The organism is Rhizobium tumorigenes, assembly GCF_003240565.2.
In the GTDB taxonomy this organism is placed as follows: domain Bacteria; phylum Pseudomonadota; class Alphaproteobacteria; order Rhizobiales; family Rhizobiaceae; genus Rhizobium; species Rhizobium tumorigenes.
The window spans coordinates 12312-33051 of the sequence record NZ_CP117255.1 but is presented as its reverse complement, the minus strand read 5'-3'; the positions used below and the strand labels follow the sequence as shown (position 1 = coordinate 33051).

Below are 20740 nucleotides of genomic sequence, written 5' to 3'. Positions count from 1 at the left end.
CCCTCTTCGTGCGGACACCCGTCCAATCGTACTGCATCGAGCAGCCCTCGCCTTATCGCCTCCTCGGCAATCATTGCCATGGAGCGCAACAGCAGCGAGCCGCATCCTCGCCTCACCTTCGTATATTACGAAACTTGCGTATAGCATTTGTACCGCTCTGAGTTTCGTGCAACACCTACGAGGACCGAGACGGGACGGATCGCTTGCGAACATCCATCAGCAGGTCTTCCTTGGGACGCAGCGTGACTTTCATGATGGCCTTCTTTTCTGCCGCGCCATGATTGCCGAGCCTGAGCGCCGGCAAGAGCACAGCGAGGATAGCGACGGCCTCCATGACGGCGAAAGCATTGCCGATACAGACCCGTGGCCCTGCCCCGAACGGCATGTAGGCGTATCGGTGGCGGGCCTTGGCGGCATCCGGGGCAAACCGGGCGGGATCGAAGGTCTCCGGATCTGACCAGAGCGACGGATGACGATGGAGTGCGTAGATCGGCACGTAGATATCCGCACCTGCCGGGATCCTGAATTCGCCCAGTGCGAACTCGCGCAAGGCCGTCCGGGTGATAATGGGGGCCGGCGGATAGAGCCGCATGGCCTCCGAGAAGACTTGCCTGGTGTAGCAGAGCCTCGCGACGTGCTCCGGGCGCAGCGGGCCTCCCCCGGTCACCGTTGCAATTTCCGCAACGACAGCGGCCTCATGTTCGGGGTGCTTTGCCAGGAGATGGAGTGTCCAGGCAAGGCCCAGCGCCGTCGTCTCGTGTCCGGCCGTGATGAAGGTCATGAGGTTATCGACGATTTCGCCGTCGCTCATACTGCGGCCGCTCTCCGGATCGGAGGCAGAGAGCAGCATCGACACGAGGTCGCAACGGCCATCGGGCGCGTCCCGGCGCTCGGCTATGACCCTGGCGAGGCTCGAGCGCAAAAACGCCACTGCATCCCGCGCCTTGCCGCGACCGGGAAAGGGAACCCATTCCGGAGCGCCGAGCATGGCGAGTGCGAATGTCCAACCGCTCGGTTTCAGGTAGTCCGTGATCCCCCGCTCGACCCTGGCCACATCGATTCCATGGCCGCCCGACATCATGGTCTCTACGATGATGTCGAAGGTGGTGCGCATCATTTCGTGGCCGATATCGACGGTGCTGCCCTCGGCTGCCAGAAGCCGGTCCCGGGTGGTCTCCGCCGCTGCGATCATGGCGGGTTGCAGTTCGACAAGCCGATCGTGGCGAAATGCGCCGGCGACTGCCTGTCGCTGCCATTTCCAGTGCGACCCGTCGGCGGTGAGAAGTCCTTCGCCGAGGGCCGGACCCAGCGCCCTGCGCACATTCTCGCCCTTGCTCAGCGCATTCGCATTGCCAACGAGAGCTTCGTGAATAAGGACGGGATCGGAGAGATAGACATGGGTCTTGCCGGCGCGCCTGGCGAAGACCACGCGTTCCGTGAACACTTGGGGGGGCAAGGCCTGCAGCGGATTTCTGATCACCGCGACAATCGCTGCGGCCGTGGACCGGCGGGGAATAAACGGCAAGCTGGCCGATGAGGGCATTGCGGTTGCGGCTTGCATGTCTGACTCCTTGTTCGAACGCAGAAACTGCGATAGCGTCTGCCTAAGGTGATTACCTTAATTAAGAATAAGGTGAACACCTTATATTTGCAAGGGGCGGATATGGTCGACTATAATTTGCCGGCAGGAAAGTCGAAGAAACGCATGCCCACGCGCGACAGGATCCTGGTCGCAGCGCTTTCGCTGTTCAACGAAAAGAGCCCCGGTCGTGTGACTACAGCCGAGATTGCCGGCATGGTCGGGATCAACGAGGGGAACCTCTATTACCACTTCCGCACCAAGGAATCGCTGATCATCAGCCTGTTTTCAGGGTTCGAGACGGCGGCAGCCGGCTTTGTCGCAAGCGCGCACTTCGCTCCTGCCAACGATCCGGCGAGCTATCCTGGCCTTCTGCGCCAGTGGTTTTCGCTCGTCTGGGACTATCGCTTCCTGTTTCGCGACCTCGTCGACCTGCTTGCGGTTGCTCCATCGCTCGCCGATGCGATCCGGAGCGTCAGCACGCTGATGGGCCACGCATTGGACGAAATCCTGAAGCGCATGGAAAGCGAGACGCTGATCAGCGTACCAGCCGACGACAGGGCGCCTCTGCTGGCAAATGTGTGGATCGTCGCCACCTATTGGGCCGTGTATCTCAACCTGCAGCAGCGGGTATCGGCGCTCGGAGAGGAGCACCTGGACTGGGGTATCAACCAGGTATCCTCGCTTTTCCGTCCTTATCTCAGCCCAACCGCAAGGCAGGCATTCGAAGAAATCCGCGAGACAACCCTGTCGCGCCAGGCAGTCGTCACGCCGTAGGCCCCTCATCCTTTGCCACCGGCTTGCGATTGAGGTTTCGACGAATCATGCCAAGATTGGCTCCACCTATGAGGAAGGCGGTGGCGAAATAGACGACCATCGAAATGGCGATCAACAAGCCGAGAGTGCCGAGCTTGGTCGGCAGCGATGCGCTGGACGCCAGTTCGGGTGCCCAGCGCTGCTTCAGATAGAAGATGACGCCGCCCATGACGCAGGCGGCGACCACCAGCAAAGCGGCACGGCGGGCCAGCGCCCATTCCCAGACCAGGTGGCCGCGACGCAGGAGCGTGCCGAACAGCAGTACCGTGCTGATCCAGCCTGCCGTCGCCTCGGCCACTGCAATGCCGGGAGCGCCCATATGCGGGAATAGGGTCAGCGCAGTGGCGCAGTTCACAGCGACGGCGACAGCGGAAAAGCGCATCGGCGTTTTCGTATCCTCGCGGGCGTAAAAGCCCGGCTGCAGCGCCTTGATCATGACGAAGGCAGGCAGGCCGATGCCGTAGATGGCAAGGATAGCGCCGACGACGGCGGTGTTCTGCGCGTGGAAAGCGCCGCGCTCGTAGAGCAGCCGGATGATCTCGTCGGAGAGGATCCACAACGCGAAGGCGGCGGGAATGGTCATGAACAGCACGAATTCGATCGAGCGGTTCTGCAGGTTGCCGGCCTCGCGCAGGTTGCCGCCCTTCAGCGAACGGGCCAGTTCCGGCAGCAGCACGACGCCAACTGCGACGCCAACGACACCGAGCGGCAGCTGGTAGATCCGGTCGGCATATTGCAGGGCCGCGATGGCGCCTTCCTGGCTGGAGGCGATGGCCTGGCCGATCATCTGGTTGATCTGGGTGATGCCGCCGGTAATCGCGGCAGGAACTGCCAGAATAAGCAACCGCTTGACGTTGGGCGTGATTTTCGGAAAGCGGATGCCGATCGAGATGCCGGCATGCAGCACGCCGAAATAGACGACAGCCAGCTGCAGGATGCCGGCGACCAGCACACCCCAGGACATATACCAGGCAGTCGAAAGTGGTGGCGCGCCGACATAGAGCGCGTAGAGCAGCGCGCCGATCATCACCACGTTGAGGAAAACCGGCGCGATGGCGGCGGCGAAGAAATGATGGAGCGAATTCAGCATGCCGCTCATCATCGCCGTCAGCGACATGCACATCAGATAGGGAAACATCACCGCCGCCATGCGCACCGTGATCGACATCTTGTCGGCGTCGTCGGCAAAGCCCGGCGCGATTACAAATCGTACCAGCAGCGGCATGCAGAGTTCCATCACCACCGTGATCAGGAACAGCACGGAAAACAGCACGCCGAAGACTTCCTCGGAAAAGCGCTTTGCACCGTCGATGCCGTTCGCCTCGATCTCCTTGGCAAACAGTGGCACGAAGGCAGCATTGAAAGCGCCCTCGGCAAAAAGCCGGCGAAACAGATTGGGAAAGCGGAAGGCGGCGTAGAAGACGTCGGCCATCGGCCCGGTACCTAGCGCTGCCGCCATCAGCGTTTCGCGAGCAAAACCGAACATGCGGCTACCGAGCGTCGCGCCACCGACGGTCGCAAATTTACGTACGAGACTCATGCTGCGGAACCGGCCTTTTCTTCATGATCGTCGAGGGGCGTCTCCGAGGGGGCGATAATGCCCGACGGCATGCGTTGGCGCAGCTCGTCTTCCTCGCCAGCCATCACCGCCTTCAGCCGGGCGATGATGTTGCCGCGCTTGTTCTCGTTGGAAATCTTCTGGCCGACGAGATCGGTAACGTAGAACGTATCGATGACCTTTTCACCGAAGGTCGTGATGCGGGCCGACTGGATGTCCAGCGACAGATCGGAGAGGACCGCCGTCACCTCCGACAAAAGTCCGGTCCGGTCGAGACCCTCGACCTCGACGACGGTGAACTTGTTCGACAGGCTGTTGGAGATCGTTGCCGACGGAGAGACGACAAACGCCTTGCTCTTGCGCTTGAGCTTGGTGCGATTGGCGATCACCTCGGGAAGAAGCTTGCGACCGGACAAAACGTCCTCGATCATCTTGCCGATGGTGGCAGCACGACGCAGCTCGTCGGCATCGTCCGGAAACTCGCGACTGACATGGATCGTGTCGAGCGCGCGGCCGTCAGCTGTGGTGAAAATCTGCGCGTTGACGATGTTGGCACCGGACGCCGCACAGGCACCGGCAATCACCGCCAGCAGGCGCGGATGGTCGGGCGACAGGACCGTGATCTCAGTAATGGCGTGGAAACTATCGGTCCGGACCATGGTCGCCAGCACCTGTCCGGCCTTGTCTGTCTGGCGAATGAACCCGGTATGGCGGATCTGGTCTTCCAGCGAGACGGACAGCAGATAGGGCTGGTAGTGCAGCTTGACATAGGCTTCACGGTCGTGCTCGCTCCAGTCGGACAGCGCATTGAACAAGGCCTCGGCAGCGTATTTGGCGCGTTCGTTTCGCGACACTTCCGAAAAGCCGCCAGCCAGGAGCAGCTCTGTCTCGTAGTAGAGCGTACGTAGCAGCTGGCCCTTCCAGCCGTTCCAGACCCCGGGGCCAACGGCGCGGATGTCGCAGACGGTCAGGATGACCAGCATCTTCAACCGCTCGAGCGATTGCACACGGTCGGCAAAATCGATGATCGTCTTGCGGTCGTTGAGGTCGCGGGTCTGGGCGACCATCGACATCGTCAGATGTTCCTCGATAAGCCAGACGACAAGTTCGGTCTGCTTTGGCGACAGGCCGAAGCGCGCCGCCAGTTTGCGGGCGACCCTTGCGCCGGCGATCGAGTGATCCTCGAGCCGACCCTTGGCGACATCGTGCAGCAGCACGGCGACATAGAGGGCCTCGCGATCCTCCACGTGGGGCATCAGCTTGTTGACCAGCGGATGAATTTCCTCGGCCTTGCCCTTGTCGATCTCCGACAGGATGGCGACGGCGCGGATCAGGTGCTCGTCGACCGTGTAGTGGTGATACATGCTGAACTGCATCATCGCGACGATCTTGCCGAACTCGGGAATGAAGCGGCCGAGCACGCCGGCCTCGTTCATCCGGCGCAGGATCAGCGCCGGATCACGGGGCGAGGTCAGGATCGACAGGAACAGCCGGTTGGCTTCTTCGTCCTCGCGCAGCCGGATATCGATCAGCGACAGCGAGCGCGTCACCAGCTTCAGCGCATCGGGGTGGAATTCCAGGTTGTTGATGTCAGCGACATGGAACAGTCGGATCAGGCTGACAGGATCACGCTTGAAAACATCGGGATTGGCAAGCGCGATGCGGCCCCGATCCTCGACGAACTCGATAGAGCCGGCGATCTTGCGCGAGCGGTGGGTGAAGCGGCTGAGCACGCCGGACAGCCCCGGGGTCGCCTTTGCCTGCTCGTCCTCCAGAGCGGCGCAGAGGATACGCGTGAGGTCGCCGACATCCTTGGTCACCAGGAAATAGTGCTTCATGAAACGTTCGACGGCCGAAAGACCGGGACGGGCGTGGTAGCCGAGCGCCTCGGCGATTTCGCGCTGGATGTCGAATGACAGCCGCTCCTCAGCCTTGTTGGTGAGGAAATGCATGTGGCAGCGCACCGCCCAGAGAAAATCGTCGGCCTTTTCGAACAGCCGGTATTCGCTCTTCGAGAGTACGCCAAGCTTGACGAGTTCGATCGTGTTGCGGACGTGATAATAGTACTTCGAAATCCAGAACAGCGTGTGCAGGTCGCGCAGACCGCCTTTGCCTTCCTTGACGTTGGGTTCGACCAGATAGCGGGTATCGCCGGCCTTGCGATGACGCTCGTCGCGCTCCGCCAATTTGGCGGCAACGAATTCCGGCCCGGTGCCGATGACGATTTCCTTGTCGAAGCGCCCCTCGAGCTCGGTCGCCAGAGGCCGATAACCGCAGATGAAGCGGGTTTCGAGAATGGCGGTGCGGATCGTCATGTCCGACTTCGACAGGCGGATGCACTCTTCGATAGTGCGAGTGGCGTGACCGACCTTGAAGCCCATGTCCCAGAGAACGTAAAGTACGAACTCGACTGCCTTGTGGGTGTCGTCCTCCGGCTTTGGCTGAAACAGGAACAGCAGGTCGATATCGGATCCCGGCGCCAGCGTGTCGCGACCATAGCCACCAACCGCTGCGACGGCAAACTTGTCCTTCTGGCCGGGGTAGACCTGCGTGACCGCGACATCATAGAGGATTGTGATCAGCTGGTCCTGCAGCCAGGAAATCTCGTGTGCGCAATCAAGTCCGCTGCCATGGGCGAACAGCCGTAACCGGGCGCGCTCGCGTGCCTCTTGGCTTGCCTTTTTCAGAGGCGGCAGCAGCGCGTTGCGCAAGTCTATCCGGGTGCCCTTGTGGGCGGCAATGACGGCGTCGCATTCGGCTCTGACAGCGGTCACGTCCAGAATGCCGGGATAATCGATGACAGCCATCCTGCGCCGGCCGAGATGCTTCTCGTTGTCGGCCATCCTCTGCTGGAGCGCCTCACTCTTCGTCGCCATGCGCTATAGCCCTTCTGACCCGCCGATGACAGGCATCATAAAAACCAGAGTGTTTATATTTGACGAAGGTTGACGAAGCCGGTCGCGGGTAGAATCCGTGCACACCTGATGTCCCGTCTAGGCTTCACCGCGGCCTTCGGCGATATTCTTCGCCTCGATCGCCTTCATGTCATTGATATGATAGAGGATCTGCCGAGACTGCGCACCGATCTGTGCGAGAAGTTCGCGGTCGCACTCCCAATAACCGGCAGCCGAGATGCGCGTGGAAATATCCGAGATGCGGCCGCAGGCAAGCACGATGTCGAGCAGGCCACGGGCGGAATGCCACTCGATGGGCGCTTCCGGCTTCGGTCGCGCTTCGGGCATGACGAAACGGTCGGATAGATTTCGAACTTCGGTGAGCAGTTTTTCGATATGCATGACGCGATCCCGTTTCCGACTTCAGCCGGCCTCACTGAGCTTCTTCTTCAATTCGTAGAGCGCGTCAAGCGCCGCGCGCGGCGTCAGGTCATCAAGGTCGATGGCCTTCAATGCCTCTTCGACCTTGGACGTTCCCCGTGCCCGGGCCGCCTCGTCGCGGCGAACAGCCACCTGGAACAGCGGCAGGTCGTCGATCAGCGAAGATGCCGGGTTCTTGCGGTCGGCGTCCTCCAGCCTCGTCAGGACATCGCGGGCGCGTTCAACGACGGAAGCCGGAAGGCCGGCCAATCGCGCCACCTGGATTCCGTAGGAGCGATCGGCGGCACCCGGCCCGACCTCGTGGAGGAAGATAACCTCGCCATCCCACTCCCTGACCCGCATCGTGGCGTTGGCCAGACGCCCGAGTTTTTCCGACAGTGCGGTCAATTCGTGGAAATGCGTGGCAAACAGGCCCCGGCAACGATTCGCTTCATGCAGGTGCTCGACAGCCGCCCAGGCGATCGACAGGCCGTCGAAGGTCGCAGTTCCACGGCCGATTTCGTCCAGGATGACCAGCGAACGGTCGCTGGCCTGGTTGAGGATGGCCGCTGTCTCGACCATTTCGACCATGAAGGTCGAGCGCCCGCGGGCAAGATCGTCAGATGCACCGACGCGCGAAAACAAGCGGTCGACGATGCCGATATGGGCCGACGAGGCCGGCACGAAACAGCCCATCTGGGCGAGGATGGCAATCAACGCATTCTGGCGCAGGAAGGTCGACTTACCGCCCATGTTCGGGCCGGTCAGCAGCCAGATGGCGCCGTCCCGCCCTCCGTCGCGGGGTGAAAGATCACAGTTATTGGCAACGAAGGGGCCAGCCGACTGGCGACGCAGGGCTTGCTCGACCACCGGATGGCGACCGCCGCCAATGGCAAACATTTTCGAATCGTCCACTGTTGGCCGGCAGTATGCCTGCTCTTCGGCCAGCAACGCCAGGCCGGCGGCGACATCGATGACAGCGAGCGCCCGGGCACCTGCCTTGATCGCCTCGGCCTTGCGAACGACGGCTGCCACCATTTCGTCGAAAGCTTTCAGTTCGATCGCCAGCGCCTGGCCGCCGGCATTGGCGATGCGACTTTCTAGATCGGCCAGTTCCGGCGTCGTGAATCGCATGGCATTCGCCATCGACTGGCGATGGATGAAGCGACCCTTGGCCTCTGGCGTATCGATCATCGGGCCGGCACTCCCGGCTGTGACTTCGATGAAATAGCCGAGCACATTGTTGTGCTTGATCTTCAGTGACTTGATGCCGGTTTCCTCGGCATATTGCAGCTGCAGCCCGGCGATCACCCGGCGCGACTGATCGCGCAGGGCCCGGACCGCATCGAGATCGGCATCGGCACCCTGTCGCAGAAAGCCGCCATCACGCTTCAGCAGCGGCAGCTCATCGGCGAGCGTGCCGGTGAGCAGCGCTTCGAGCTCTCTCGGCAGCGTCTTCAGTCCGGCAACGGCATCGTCGAGTTCGCCCGGCAGCAGCGCTGCGCCCAGCATCTCGGCAATCGCGAAAGCCGAGCCCAGCCCCCTGGCAATCGCAAACAGGTCGCGTGGTCCGCCGCGGTCGAGCGCCAGTCGCGAGAGGGCGCGGGGCATATCCGGCACGTGCTTCAAGGCTGACCGCAGATCGCTGCAGAGGGAGGGCTCCTCGAGCAGGAAGCCTATCGAATCGAGCCGGGCATTGATACGCGCCGGATCTGTCAGCGGCGACATCAGCCGTTCGGCCAGCAATCGCGCACCGCCGCCGGTCACGGTGCGATCGACGGCTTTCAGCAGCGTGCCGTTGCGGTCTCCCGACTGGGTCCGCACCAGCTCCAGATTGGCGCGGGTGGCGGGATCGATGAACAGCGTCGAGGCGCCGCTTTCGCGCTCCGGCCGGCCGAGAGGCGGACGCTCGGCGATCTGGGTTTTTTCGACATATGCAACGGCTGCAGCAGCAGCGGCAAGCTCGGCGCGGGTGAAGCTGCCAAACCCGTCGAGCGTCGCGACGCCGAAATAGCGGGTAATACGTCCTTCAGCACTGGCGCTGTCGAACAGCACCGATGGCTGTGGCACCGCCACGCGCCCAAGCACATCGAACACGGGCTTGAGCTCCGGATCGTGAAACATCGTGTCTGGCAGGATGAGTTCACGCGGCTCGATACGGATGATGTCGGAGAGCAGCCGCGACTGATCGGTTTCGGCCAGCCGGAAAATGCCGGTCGAGATGTCGATCCAGGCGAGCGCCAGCTGCGGCTCGCTGCCGCCACGGATGCGGGTGAGTGCCATCAGATAATTGGATTCGGACGGCGAAAGCAGCTTTTCCTCGGTGATCGTGCCTGGCGTCACCAACCGCACGACATCGCGCCTGACGACGGATTTGCCACCGCGCTTCTTTGCTTCGGCCGGGTCTTCTATCTGCTCGCAGACGGCGACGCGGAAGCCCAACGAGATCAGCTTCTGCAGGTAATCGTCCGAGGCGTGAACCGGGACGCCGCACATCGGGATATCCTGCCCCATATGCTGGCCGCGTTTCGTGAGCGTGATGCCCAGCGCGCGCGATGCCTCGACGGCATCCTCGAAGAACAACTCATAGAAATCGCCCATGCGATAGAACAGCAGCGAACCGGGATTGTTCGCCTTAATCTCTATGTACTGCTCCATCATCGGCGTTGCCGACGCGCGGCTTGCGTCAGTGGCAAGCTCGGTTGCCGAGTAAGGCTCGATCCTGGGTGCGATGCGTTCGTTCACTGTAATTTTTCTGTCCCAAAACAAGCCGGCACCCTATCCGCGCAGAGGCGGACAAGACAACAGCAATCGGGACGCCACCAAGGATCGCCCACAGGACGTTTCCGGTTTGCAGCCCAGAGCACTCAGCCGACCGCCAGCACTGCGTCCGCGAAAGCCTCAGGCGCCTCCTGCGGGAGGTTGTGGCCGGCGCCGGGCACGACCAATCGCTCGTAAGGCCCGGTGAAATGAAGATGGGCCGCGTCTGCCGGGCTCGGAGGGTCTACCCCATCGTCGCCGCCTTGCAGGACGATGGTGGGCGTCGCGATGGTCGGTTGGGCCGCCAGATACCGCTCGATCTCCGCATAGGCGGGATCGCCCGCAACGAGGCCGAAACGGTGTCGATAGGAATGGATCACGGTGGCGACAAAATCGGGATTGTCGAAGGCGGAAGCGCTGCGGGCGAACGTCTCCTCGTCGAAGGACCATGTCGGCGACCACAGGCGCCAAAGCAGCCGGCAGAGACCTCGCCGGTCGGCTGCCAGTCCAATCCTGCCGCGTTCGCTGTGAAAGTAATACTGATACCAGAAACGGTATTCTGCCTCGGGCGTGTTCGGTTCCACGGATCTGGCGATGTTCTGGATGTTGTATCCGGCACCGCCGCTGACCAGTCCCCGCACCCGGTCCGGCCAGAGCGCTGCGACGACGCAAGCTGCGCGACCGCCCCAGTCATAGCCCGCGAGAACTGCCGAAGGGATCGACAGCGCATCCATCAAGGCAAGCAGATCGGCGCCGAGCGCTGCCTGTTCGCCTGAGCGCGGCGTGTCCGGATCGAGAAAGCGGGTAGCGCCATAGCCGCGCAAAAAAGGTACGATACAGCGCTTTCCGGCTGCCGCCAGCCGCTCGGCGACAGCCTCATATGCATGGGCGTCGTAGGGAAATCCGTGGAGAAGTATGACGGGCGCTCCGTCGACGCGGCCGGTTTCGTAGTAGGCGATGTCCAAAACGCCGGCAACTACAGTTCTCATGGCGCTTGCGACCCCTCCCCTTCACCGCGACAATTCACGATTGCGTTGAGTTTAGGATCCCTGGCCACCAAGGCAAGATGTAGCACCTATCAAGGTGATGATTTCCTGAAGACGGACAGAAGCGCCGGGCGGCCGCCTAGCTCAGGAAGCGATCCGCCTGCGCGCCGTAGTGGTTTACATAGCGATCGGAAATGCTGGCGATCGGCAGCACGATCAGTACATCGGTGGTATTGAAGGCATGATCGACCACGGCCTGCGTGCCCACCATCGCACCGAGGCGAAGATATCCCTTGATCAGCGGCGGCATCGCCATCAGCGCTTTGCGGGCATTGATCGCCTCGGCCGGCATCAGGTCCATTGTGCGGGCGAGCGAGGGAAGCGCGTCTGCCGCCCATTCACCTTGGGCACGCACGTTGTGGTAGAGGAAAGACAAAGCCAGCGCATGCTCTTCCGGCCGGATGCCGGGGAAGGAAGCGCAGCCGAACATGGCGCCCATACCGTGTTTAAGCGCATAGGCCCAGTTGCCCTGCCACAAAAGCTCGACGATCCGCTTGGTGCGATAGGCCGGCAGCACGCAGGAGCGACCGAGTTCCATGAACTGCTTGTCCGGATGACGGGCAATCAGGGCATCGGTGGCAAATTCCGAAGCGGAGTAGAAACCACCGTGGGCCATGGCGACTTCCTGGCGCAACAGCCGGTACGTGCCGACGATCTGGTCCTCGGTATCGCCTTCGATGGAATGATCGAGAACCAGCAGATGATCGCAGATTGTATCCCAGCTATCGATGTCGCGCTTCATGCGCATCGCCTCGGCTGGCAACTGGGCGTGCATCTCCTCGACGAATACGCGATAGCGCACCGCTTGGGCAGCGTCGATTTCGCGCTCGTTACGGGCAAGGCGCGTTTCCAGATTGCCGATTCGGCCGAACACGTCCCCAGTCACTGGGGCGCTCGTTTTTTTGATATTTTGAACAGTGTCGCCCTGAACTTCGCGATTTAACATTTCGATGGACATGGCGTTTCCCGACTTTGGGTTGTTTGATCGCCATAAAGCAAATTCTTGCGACAAGAAAGTGACATGCTGCGTCGCCAAATGCAAGGCGACGAAGCACCATCGGAAGCGCTAATTGGCAGCTTTACGACTGTCGTGCGAAGTCGACCGTCATTGCCGCCAGCGTCTCGACCTCCTGGATCAGCCGCTGCGGATCGGCGGGCTTGGCAAGCACGATGCTGGCACCGTTCAAAAGCGCGGCGCGGCGGGTTTCATCGCGGCTATCGGCTGTGAGGACGATGACGGGCACTGGCGGCAACCCCTGCCGGCGCTCGTGGGCTCGCAGCCGTCCCAGCATCTCTACTCCGTCGCCACCGGGCATGGACAGGTCTGTGACGATGATGTCGGGGCGACTGTGGCCGGCATGCCAAGCTCGGTCAAGCAGGCTCTCGACATCCTGCACGACATCGACGGCGTGCCCCGCCTTGGTGAGTACGGCGCGCACAAGCATGGCGTTGACCGGATCGTCCTCCGCCAGCACGATGGAAATTCCGGTACCCTCCGGCAGCTCGGGCAAGGTCATGAAACCGGGCTGGTTGTCATTGATGGCATCGCGTCGTTCCATACCGCGCATCCGGCCGCGCAGGACGTCGATAAGCGACTGCTCGCGCAACGGCCTGATAAGCCAAGCATCAAACATGTCGAATTCCTCTGCGTTGCGCTGCTCCGGCGTCACCAGGAAAATGCGGCGCAGGCCGGGCGCAATGACGCCGAGACGATCGGCAAACTGCGAGAGAAAATGCGGCGCCATGCGATTGTCGACGATGACATCTGTTGGCGGGCCCTCAGCCTCCATCAGCGTATCCAGCGCGAAATTCCCGGCATCGCCGGCCTCGATCAGCCGGCAGGTGCCGCCAAGCATGCGGATGGTCTCTGCTGTGGCCGTGGCGGCGGGACCGTCCGGCGCAATCAGCAGCACGCGGGAGGATTTCAGCATCGTGGCACGATGGTTCCGACTGCGCTGGTCGGCGGGCAGCTCGACCGGGAACCGCACGATGAACTGGCTACCGACGCCTCTTTCGCTGACGACCGACATCCTGCCGCCGAATTCCTCGACGATGCGGGCGGAAATAGTCAAGCCGAGGCCCGTGCCGCCGCTCTTTTCCGAAGCGTCGCCGGCCTGCTCGAAGGCGCCGAAAACGCGGGCTTGTTCTTCGGGCGTCATGCCCGGGCCGCTGTCTTGAACTGTAATGACCAAGTCTCCGTCGTCGTAGGCCGCGCGCACCAATACGCCGCCTCTCTGGGTAAATTTGACCGCATTGCCGATGACGTTGAACAAAACCTGGCGCAACCGCGCGGGGTCAAAGCTCATCAACTCGGGAATGTCAGAATGAACGGTCGCGCCGATCTCGATGCCCTTCTCGTGGGCACGGTGGGCCAGCATCTCGACGACACTCTCGATCAGCCGGCGCAGTGATTCGGCGCGCGGATGAATCTGGAAACGGCCACTCTCGAGCGTGGAAAAATCCAGCAGGTCCTCAACCAGCTGGACCAGCGCCTGGCCGGATTGACGTATTCCATCCAGGTAGCTTTCCTGCGCAGGGGTCAATCCCGTCTGGCCGATCAGGTGGCTCATGCCCATGATTCCCGACAGTGGCGTGCGGATTTCATGGCTGACGGTGGCGAGGAGCTGGGATTTTGCCGCGCTCTCATGCTCAGCCTTCAGGCGGGCCTGTTCGCGTTCGCGGGTGGCAAGGCGCTGGTCGGTAATGTCGCGGGCAACGCTCTCGATGCGCAACTGGCCGGAGGCGGGATCGCGCATCATCACATCGCGCCAGGAATAGATGCGCTGCCCCTGCGGCGTGGCGATCTCCACATCGTAGTGGTCGGGTCGGTCGTCCGGTCGGAAGGCGATACCGATCTCGTCGCAGGTCATGCCTTCGGGCCGCGCCTTGCCCGTCACCAGCCGGAACGTCGCATTGGCGTGGAGAATGCGCCGGTTCAAACCGCGCGTGACGGCGATATCACCGAGGGCGTCGTGGATATCCGACGAGAAATTCAGGCCCGGTGCAGGCGGGTCGAGAGGAGCCGTTGAGCTTGCGTGCGGTTCAGCTGACGCCAGCGGTGTTGACTTGGCGGTCGACCGGTTAGACCGGCTGATGACGGCGGCGGACAGGACGGCGACACCAAAGATAACGACGACACCTGCCAGGGCTGTCGCGCCTGCCACATAGCCTGCAGCAAGCAACAGACCGCCGGCGACAATCCCGGCGCCGCCGAGCCATAGGCGCCCGAAACGGCTTGAGGAGAGTGATGGGTCGGGAACAGTGGATCCGGTGTCGTCCGCCGGCGTCACGTCAGGGTTACCCGGCGGTTCGCCCAGGGCTTGCCCGAAGGCCGAAGACAGACGTTTCTGGAGATCTGCCGGTGTGTTCATGGTATCGAATTACCATGACCACCGTTCTCAACGCCTTCCGGAAACCTTTCAAATTTTAGGTTTTGGGCTTTTTCGGAAGCAGCAGTTCATCGAGAATTACTGCCCCGGCGCCAACCGTAATAAAACTGTCGGCCAGGTTGAAGACGGCGAAGGACCACGTTTCGGTGTGGAACAGGATGTAGTCGATGACGTGGCCATAGAGAAAACGGTCGACCAGATTACCAAGCGCGCCCGAGATGATCAGTGCGAAACCGAGATGGGCAAGCCAGCGATCTTTGGCGGCATGGCGCCAAAGATAGAGCACGAAGACCACGATGATCAACCGCATGCCGACGATCAGCCAGCCGTCCAGGCCCGAAAGCATGGAGAAGGCGACGCCGAGATTGTAGGTGCGATAGAGATCCAGCATCGGAATGACGGGGACCGCCTGCTGCAGCGGCAGGTAATGGTCGACGGCGATCTTGATCGCCTGGTCGAGTACGACGGCGATGACGATGAAGATCAGGATCGGCAGCGGCCTAGAGAACAGTGCGTGCCGCTGCGGTGCGGTGGAGGTGACTTCGGTCATCTTGCCTCGCTGAGCGTCAGGACATGTCGGCGGGCCTCAAACAGCATCACGGCTGTCGCCACCGCAAGGTTGAGAGAATCGGCACGTCCCTGTTGAGGAATCCGCGCCAAGGCGTCCGCCTGGGTGGCAAGAGCTTCCGGCAGGCCGGACTGCTCGTTGCCCATCAGCAACACGACCGGCTTCTTCTTGTAATCGATGGTGCGGTAGTCGACGGCGCCGGCCAGATGGGTGGCGACGACGGAAACGCCTGCATTCTTCTTCCAGGCGAGAAACTCGTCGACCGTCGAATGGGTGACGGGCACGGCGAACACCGATCCCATGGTCGCGCGGACAGTTTCCAGCGAGAACGGGTCGGTGGTCTCGCCGACAAGGATAACGCCGGCGGCGCCGGCAGCATCGGCTGTCCTGATGATAGTGCCGAGGTTGCCGGGATCGCGGACGCGGTCGAGCGCCACATAGGTCTCGCCCGCCTTAGGCCGGATGTCCTTCAGTGCCCGCCAGCGCTGATCGAAGATGCCAACGACCATTTGCGGATTGTCGCGTCGGGTGATGCTGGACAGCACCTTCTCGTTGACCTCAAGCACGAGCCCGCCGGAGGCCACCGTGCGGGCTGCCATCTTGTCGACAAGCGGCTTGCCCTTGGCAGCCTTCGCGTAGACCAGCGTGCGGATGGTCCAGCCGAGTTCGATGGCGTCAATTACCAGCTTCAGGCCTTCGGCCATGAAGGTGCCGGTTTCCTGGCGCGCCTTCTTGTCGGTCAGCGCCTTAATGTCCTTGATGATGGGATTGGCAAGGGAGGTCACTTCCTTGACCTGACCGACCCGGCGCGCGCCTGCGTCGCGAAAATCGTCGTTCATTGCGGCACCCAGCGGCTGAAAAGAGAAGTGGACAGTGCCCTGCCCGGCTGCTTGCCGTCGAGGCCGGTCTCGCGGATGACTAGTTCGCCGGATTCGACGACACCAGTGGCACCGCGCATGGTTTCGCGCATCAGTTCATGAATCGAGTAGAAGCTGGCGCGGATCGAGTAGGCGGTCAGCACGAGGCCGAGGGCGTCGGGCGACAGGATTTGCCGGCAGATATCCAGCATCATCGGCAGATGCTCGAACAGGTGCCAGACTTCGCCGTTCGGGCCGCGGCCAAATTTTGGTGGATCGGTCAGGATGATATCGTAGGTATTGCCGCGCCGTTCCTCGCGCAGGATGAACTTCATGGCATCCTCGCAGATCCACCGGATCGGCAGCTTCTCCATATGACCAAGAGCCTGGTTATCGCGACCCCAGCCGATCGCCTTCTTGGAGGCATCGACATGGGTGACCTCGGCACCGGCCCGGGCTGCCACCAGCGAGGCAACGCCGGTGTAGCCGAAAAGGTTCAGCACCTTCAGCGGCCGTTTCGAAGCCTCGATCTTCTGTTTCATCCATTCCCAGTGAACGATCTGCTCGGGGAAGACTCCGACATGGCGGAACGATGTGAAGCGGCCATGGAAATCGACGTCGAGCAGTTGCAGCGGCCATGTTTCGCCGAGCGCTGCGCGGGGAAAGCGCCAGCGTCCCATGCCGTCTTCTTCCGTATCACCGGTAAAGATGGCATCGGCATTCTCCCAGACCGAAGCAGGCAAAGTCGGCGGCCATAGGGCCTGAGCTTCGGGGCGAACAATCCGGTAGGGGCCGTATTGCTCGAGCTTCAGCCCATTGCCCATGTCGATGAGATGAAAATCTCCAGCGCCAGAGGATTCGAGGATGATCGGCACGCGTTCTGGCGGTCGCTCGCCGCTGCGCACCAGCAAGGGACGCTCGGCAGCGGCGGGTCCACCTTGGGTTTCGGCAATGCGCTCACTGCGCGCGGCTTCCGCACGGGGTGTCGCCTCGCGGGGACGCTCGTCGCGCACCGGCCTCGTGTCGCGCGCAGGTTTGGCATAGGGCTTGGCGCGGCCGCTCGGGGCGTCCGCGCGCGGGGCTTTGCCACCCGGGCCAGCGCTCGACCTTTGTCCCGGCCGGCGTTCCTTTTGTTTCACCATTGTTGTCTCGATATTGACGTCGGCGTGCAAATAGCATCTGGGCGGCTCTTGGCAAAGCGCTTTCCGATCTGCAATTGTCGGCCGAAGTGCAGGCATACAGGGAGATGAACGATGGACATGACCGGCGAAGTGCGAATTACCGCATCACGAGATGCCGTGTGGGCCGCGCTCAACGACCCAGAGATCATCAAGCAATGCATTCCACGCTGTGAAAGCTTCGAGCGGGTGTCGCCGACGGAGTTTGTCGCCCTGATCAAATTCCGCATCGGCCCGCTGTCCGCCTCGTTTCATGGGGATGTTAAGCTCTCCAACATCAATGCACCTGACAGCTACACCATCGAGGGCGAAGGCAGGGGCGGTATCGCCGGCTTTGCCAAGGGTGGCGCTGACGTGGTGCTCGAGGCAGACGGCGCAGAGACGATCCTGCACTATACAGCGCGCGGCGAGATCGGCGGGCGGATCGCCAATATGGGCTCGCGACTGATCGATTCCAGCGCCAAGAAGCTGGCCCAGCAGTTCTTCGATGACTTCAACGCTGCAATCAATGGCAAGATCGAAGCTTAAAGACAGGCTCTATCCCAAGGCACCCGCTTGACGACAGGACAATGGAATATCCGACCGGCGGTCGATGGCGATCAGCCGATGCTTTCAGACATCTACCTGAAGGCTCGGCGCGCGACATTTACCTGGGTCGATCCCGCCCGCTTCCTCCTCGAAGACTTTGCCACTCACTCGAAGGGCGAAAGCATTTTCGTCTGCGAGGATGCCGGTGGGACGATTGCAGGGTTTATCGCTATTCTAAATGCGGACGCGTTCATCCACATGCTCTACATCAGCGCGGGATGGCAGGGCGCCGGAGCGGGAACGGCCTTGCTGCAGGCATTGCCCGGATGGCCACGGCGACGTTACCGCCTGAAATGCCTGGTGAAGAACAAGGCTGCGCGGAGATTCTACGAGCAAAGAGGGTTTGTCGTGACCGGCCTCGGGACATCCGCCGAGGGCGACTACAACGACATGGTGTTCAGGCCGGTTACAGACTGGAATTTGTAATTCACTTTGCCGGCAGATGGCCGGCGATCTGTTCGGCGCGATTGCGATGACGGTCGGCCTCGGCCTGCCAGCGGACAGCCTCGCGGGCTTCCGTGCGGGCACGCTTACGGTACCGCCCCTGCGTGAACCAAGTCGCAGCCGACCCAATAACCATGCCGAGGATCAGCGTCACGAAAAGGAACACGAACAACGGTGCGCTGAGAGACAGGACTTGATCTTCGGGGCGGAACGGATTGAACGCCATCGTCACAAGCTCCCGGTTGGCGACGCAGAAGATGATGAGGATGATGCCGATGGGCAGCAGCACAAGCAGGTTGACGATCTTCTTTGCCATTCACAGTCTCCTTGTCGAAGTCAGGCAATCAAGCGCTACCGCAGGCGGGCACCACATTGCCCTCGAACGTTGATCTTCTTCCCGGCGACAGGATAAGAACGATTGGGGCAACTTCAAGAGGCAACGGCTTGGATAGCGGTCTCAGCTGTCGTCGTCTTCGTCATGGCTGTCAGGATTGAGGCGCTCGCGGAGCTCTTTACCTGTCTTGAAGAACGGTACCCATTTCTCCTCGACGAAGACAGTATCGCCGGTGCGCGGGTTGCGACCGGAGCGCGAAGGGCGGTTTTTAACCGAAAAAGCACCGAAACCGCGCAGCTCGACCCGGTTACCGCCAGCCAGGGCATCCGTGATCTCGTCGAGGACCGCATTGACGATATTCTCGACGTCACGGTGATAAAGATGCGGATTTCGCGCCGCAACGATCTGCACCAATTCCGATTTGATCACGGTGGCCCCCTAAATCATTGATTTATCAATGCGCATCACCCTGCCAAACAGAAAGCAGGCCGTCAAGAAACAACTTCTCGGACAACAGCTTCTGCGCGCCATCACCCTTAACAAAATCGCCATAACCGAGCAATGTGATGATATCGGCCGCAGCGCCGGGCAGGAAGAATGGCGATGTGCGACGTGGCGCATCCCAATCGAAGACAGGCAGGTCCTTGCCGACCTTTCGCGTTTCGAGGTAGGCTCGGATGTCATCGTCGCCGCCGAGACTGTCTACCAGCTTGTTTGCCAAGGCCTGGCGGCCGGTAAAGATGCTGCCATCGGCCAGTTTCAGGACCTGATCGCGCGGCAATTTACGGCGATCCGCAACGAGATCGACGAACCAGCCATAGCTGTCCATCACCATATTGTTGATCATGGCCTTGGCTTCGTCGCTCGGCGGATGAAATGGCGAAGGCTCGGCCTTCATCGGTGACGACTTGATCGCCTCCATGGAGACGCCGAGTTTGTCGAGCAGATCCTTGACCTGCGGATACTGGAGGAGCACGCCGATCGAGCCGGTGATCGAGGTATCGCCGGCAACGATGGTATCTCCGGCAGCGGCGACGAGGTAGCCGGCCGAGGCGGCCATCGTCCGGATATCGGACACGACCGGCTTCTTGGCAGCCACCGCGCGGATAGCCTTGAAGATGCGCTCACCGCCATAAGTGGTCCCACCCGGCGATGAAATCGATACGATCAGCGCCTTGACCTGGTTGTCGTCCTCGATCGTCTTCAGGCGCTCCAGCAGTTCCTTGTCATCCTGGATCACACCGGCAATTGCGACGCGCGCGATCTGCGGCTTGCGGCCGGCACCGAGTTCGCCACCGGCGAAACGATAGAATGCAAAGCCGACACCAATCAGCAGGAGGACTGCAACAATGCGCCAGAAGCTTAACTTGCGGCGTAATTGTCGACGATCCGCAATTGCAGAACTCTCCATGAGGTCCTATTTCCTTTTATGACAATAACCAGATCACCGCCGAAAACGCGGCGTTGTTAACTTACAGCAGCATATGGTCAACGGACAGATGTCTGTCGTCGTTTGAACCCAACGCCTTTTGTTGCCGAAAAAAATGCGTATTGGCAAGCTAATGCAAGCGTGCGAAATGTGATTGCGAGCCCGTGTGTGCGCTGCACAAACCGCGCTGCCGGAACCAGAGAGACGGACCGCCGATGTCAAACACTGCCGAATCAACCGGCCCGGGCCGCCCAGCGACACCCGAACTGCGCGCTTACGATGCCGCAGTGGTGAACTCCGGACGCGTCCGCCGCTTGAAAATTCTGCTGCCGATCGCAGCCGTCATCATCTCGCTGATTTTCGTCACCGTCTCGGTGGTGCGCGCCTACCTGCCGGAAAACATCTCGATCCAGGGCGCATCCATCGAGGACGGCAAGATCGTCATGCAGAGACCGGCAATCGCCGGGCGCAATGCCGACGGTATCAATTACTCGATGCTTGCCGAAAAAGCGCTGCAGGACATCAAGAACCCGAACATGATAACGCTGAAGAACATCAAGGCAGCCATGCCGGTTAGTGACGGCGTCGCCCATGTCACCGCCCTTAGTGGAGACTTCGACCGAGCTGCAGATACCATGAGGCTGACGGAGCCCTTTACCGTGACGCTCGACAACGGCCTACGTGCGGAATTCAAAGGCGCCTTCCTCGATATCAAAGGTGGATCGCTCGTTACGCAACAGCCCGTCGCAATCTTCAAAGGCCTCGCGTCAATTGTTGCACAGTCGCTCAAGATGACGGATAAGGGAAATGTAATCGAATTCGACGGACAGGTGAAAATGCACATCGATGCTTCCACCATCCACAATACGGGCAGCTAACC

18 protein-coding genes are annotated in these 20740 nt (G+C 61.3%); 4 read left to right on the top strand and 14 right to left on the bottom strand.

All coding sequences use genetic code 11. The annotated features are described in order from the left end of the window. Positions 1-175 precede the first annotated feature (175 nt). Complete coding sequence (locus PR017_RS00155) at positions 176-1561, bottom strand: cytochrome P450 (protein WP_425070008.1); 1386 nt, start codon at positions 1559-1561, stop codon at positions 176-178. Between the two features lie 102 nt (positions 1562-1663). Between PR017_RS00155 and PR017_RS00150 the strand changes: the two genes are divergently transcribed. Further along, positions 1664-2356 (top strand): TetR/AcrR family transcriptional regulator, encoded by a 693-nt coding sequence (locus PR017_RS00150; protein ID WP_111216444.1) that lies wholly within the window; start codon positions 1664-1666, stop codon positions 2354-2356. Here the strand turns inward: PR017_RS00150 and murJ are convergent. The 10 genes from murJ to PR017_RS00100 all read right to left on the bottom strand — a co-directional run bounded on the left by murJ (position 2346) and on the right by PR017_RS00100 (position 17029). Further along, positions 2346-3935 (bottom strand): murein biosynthesis integral membrane protein MurJ, encoded by a 1590-nt coding sequence (gene murJ / locus PR017_RS00145; protein WP_111216442.1) that lies wholly within the window; start codon positions 3933-3935, stop codon positions 2346-2348. The genes PR017_RS00150 and murJ overlap by 11 nt on opposite strands. Next, entirely contained in the window at positions 3932-6829 is a 2898-nt protein-coding gene (locus PR017_RS00140; RefSeq protein ID WP_111216440.1) for a [protein-PII] uridylyltransferase, read from the bottom strand. The genes murJ and PR017_RS00140 overlap by 4 nt, the downstream gene beginning before the upstream one ends. Positions 6830-6946: 117 nt before the next feature. Beyond that, positions 6947-7249: a hypothetical protein gene (locus PR017_RS00135; protein WP_111216438.1), complete on the bottom strand. Its 303-nt coding sequence runs from the start codon at positions 7247-7249 to the stop codon at positions 6947-6949. Between the two features lie 21 nt (positions 7250-7270). Beyond that, a complete protein-coding gene (gene mutS / locus PR017_RS00130; RefSeq protein WP_111216953.1) occupies positions 7271-9928 on the bottom strand; it encodes a DNA mismatch repair protein MutS in 2658 nt (885 codons plus the stop codon). 206 nt (positions 9929-10134) lie between these two features. After that, positions 10135-11016, bottom strand: coding sequence for an alpha/beta fold hydrolase (locus PR017_RS00125; RefSeq protein ID WP_111216436.1), 882 nt, complete (start codon positions 11014-11016; stop codon positions 10135-10137). 136 nt (positions 11017-11152) lie between these two features. Further along, complete coding sequence (olsB, locus tag PR017_RS00120) at positions 11153-12031, bottom strand: l-ornithine N(alpha)-acyltransferase (protein ID WP_111216433.1); 879 nt, start codon at positions 12029-12031, stop codon at positions 11153-11155. A gap of 121 nt (positions 12032-12152) precedes the next feature. Further along, positions 12153-14444, bottom strand: a complete 2292-nt coding sequence (locus PR017_RS00115) for a hybrid sensor histidine kinase/response regulator (RefSeq protein ID WP_111216431.1) — start codon at positions 14442-14444, stop codon at positions 12153-12155. Positions 14445-14499: 55 nt separating this feature from the next. Further along, positions 14500-15012, bottom strand: coding sequence for a signal peptidase II (lspA, locus tag PR017_RS00110; protein ID WP_111216429.1), 513 nt, complete (start codon positions 15010-15012; stop codon positions 14500-14502). Continuing rightward, positions 15009-15869, bottom strand: coding sequence for a TrmH family RNA methyltransferase (locus tag PR017_RS00105; protein ID WP_111216427.1), 861 nt, complete (start codon positions 15867-15869; stop codon positions 15009-15011). Before PR017_RS00105 ends, lspA begins: the two co-directional genes overlap by 4 nt. Next, on the bottom strand, positions 15866-17029 hold the full coding sequence (locus tag PR017_RS00100; RefSeq protein WP_111216951.1) for a class I SAM-dependent methyltransferase: 1164 nt from the start codon (positions 17027-17029) through the stop codon (positions 15866-15868). The genes PR017_RS00105 and PR017_RS00100 overlap by 4 nt, the downstream gene beginning before the upstream one ends. A gap of 111 nt (positions 17030-17140) precedes the next feature. Here PR017_RS00100 and PR017_RS00095 point away from each other — a divergent pair, with 111 nt between their 5' ends. Then, positions 17141-17593, top strand: coding sequence for an SRPBCC family protein (locus PR017_RS00095; RefSeq protein WP_111216425.1), 453 nt, complete (start codon positions 17141-17143; stop codon positions 17591-17593). A gap of 78 nt (positions 17594-17671) precedes the next feature. Further along, entirely contained in the window at positions 17672-18079 is a 408-nt protein-coding gene (locus PR017_RS00090; protein ID WP_111216423.1) for a GNAT family N-acetyltransferase, read from the top strand. 1 nt (position 18080) lies between these two features. Here the strand turns inward: PR017_RS00090 and PR017_RS00085 are convergent, their stop codons facing one another. The 3 genes from PR017_RS00085 to sppA all read right to left on the bottom strand — a co-directional run bounded on the left by PR017_RS00085 (position 18081) and on the right by sppA (position 19842). After that, complete coding sequence (locus PR017_RS00085; RefSeq protein WP_111216421.1) at positions 18081-18413, bottom strand: LapA family protein; 333 nt, start codon at positions 18411-18413, stop codon at positions 18081-18083. Between the two features lie 141 nt (positions 18414-18554). After that, positions 18555-18860, bottom strand: coding sequence for an integration host factor subunit beta (locus PR017_RS00080; protein WP_111216419.1), 306 nt, complete (start codon positions 18858-18860; stop codon positions 18555-18557). A gap of 25 nt (positions 18861-18885) precedes the next feature. Continuing rightward, complete coding sequence (gene sppA / locus PR017_RS00075; protein WP_111216417.1) at positions 18886-19842, bottom strand: signal peptide peptidase SppA; 957 nt, start codon at positions 19840-19842, stop codon at positions 18886-18888. A gap of 233 nt (positions 19843-20075) precedes the next feature. On the opposite strand from sppA, the gene PR017_RS00070 reads away from it, so the two are divergent. Further along, entirely contained in the window at positions 20076-20738 is a 663-nt protein-coding gene (locus PR017_RS00070; RefSeq protein ID WP_111216415.1) for an LPS export ABC transporter periplasmic protein LptC, read from the top strand. Positions 20739-20740: the final 2 nt, after the last annotated feature.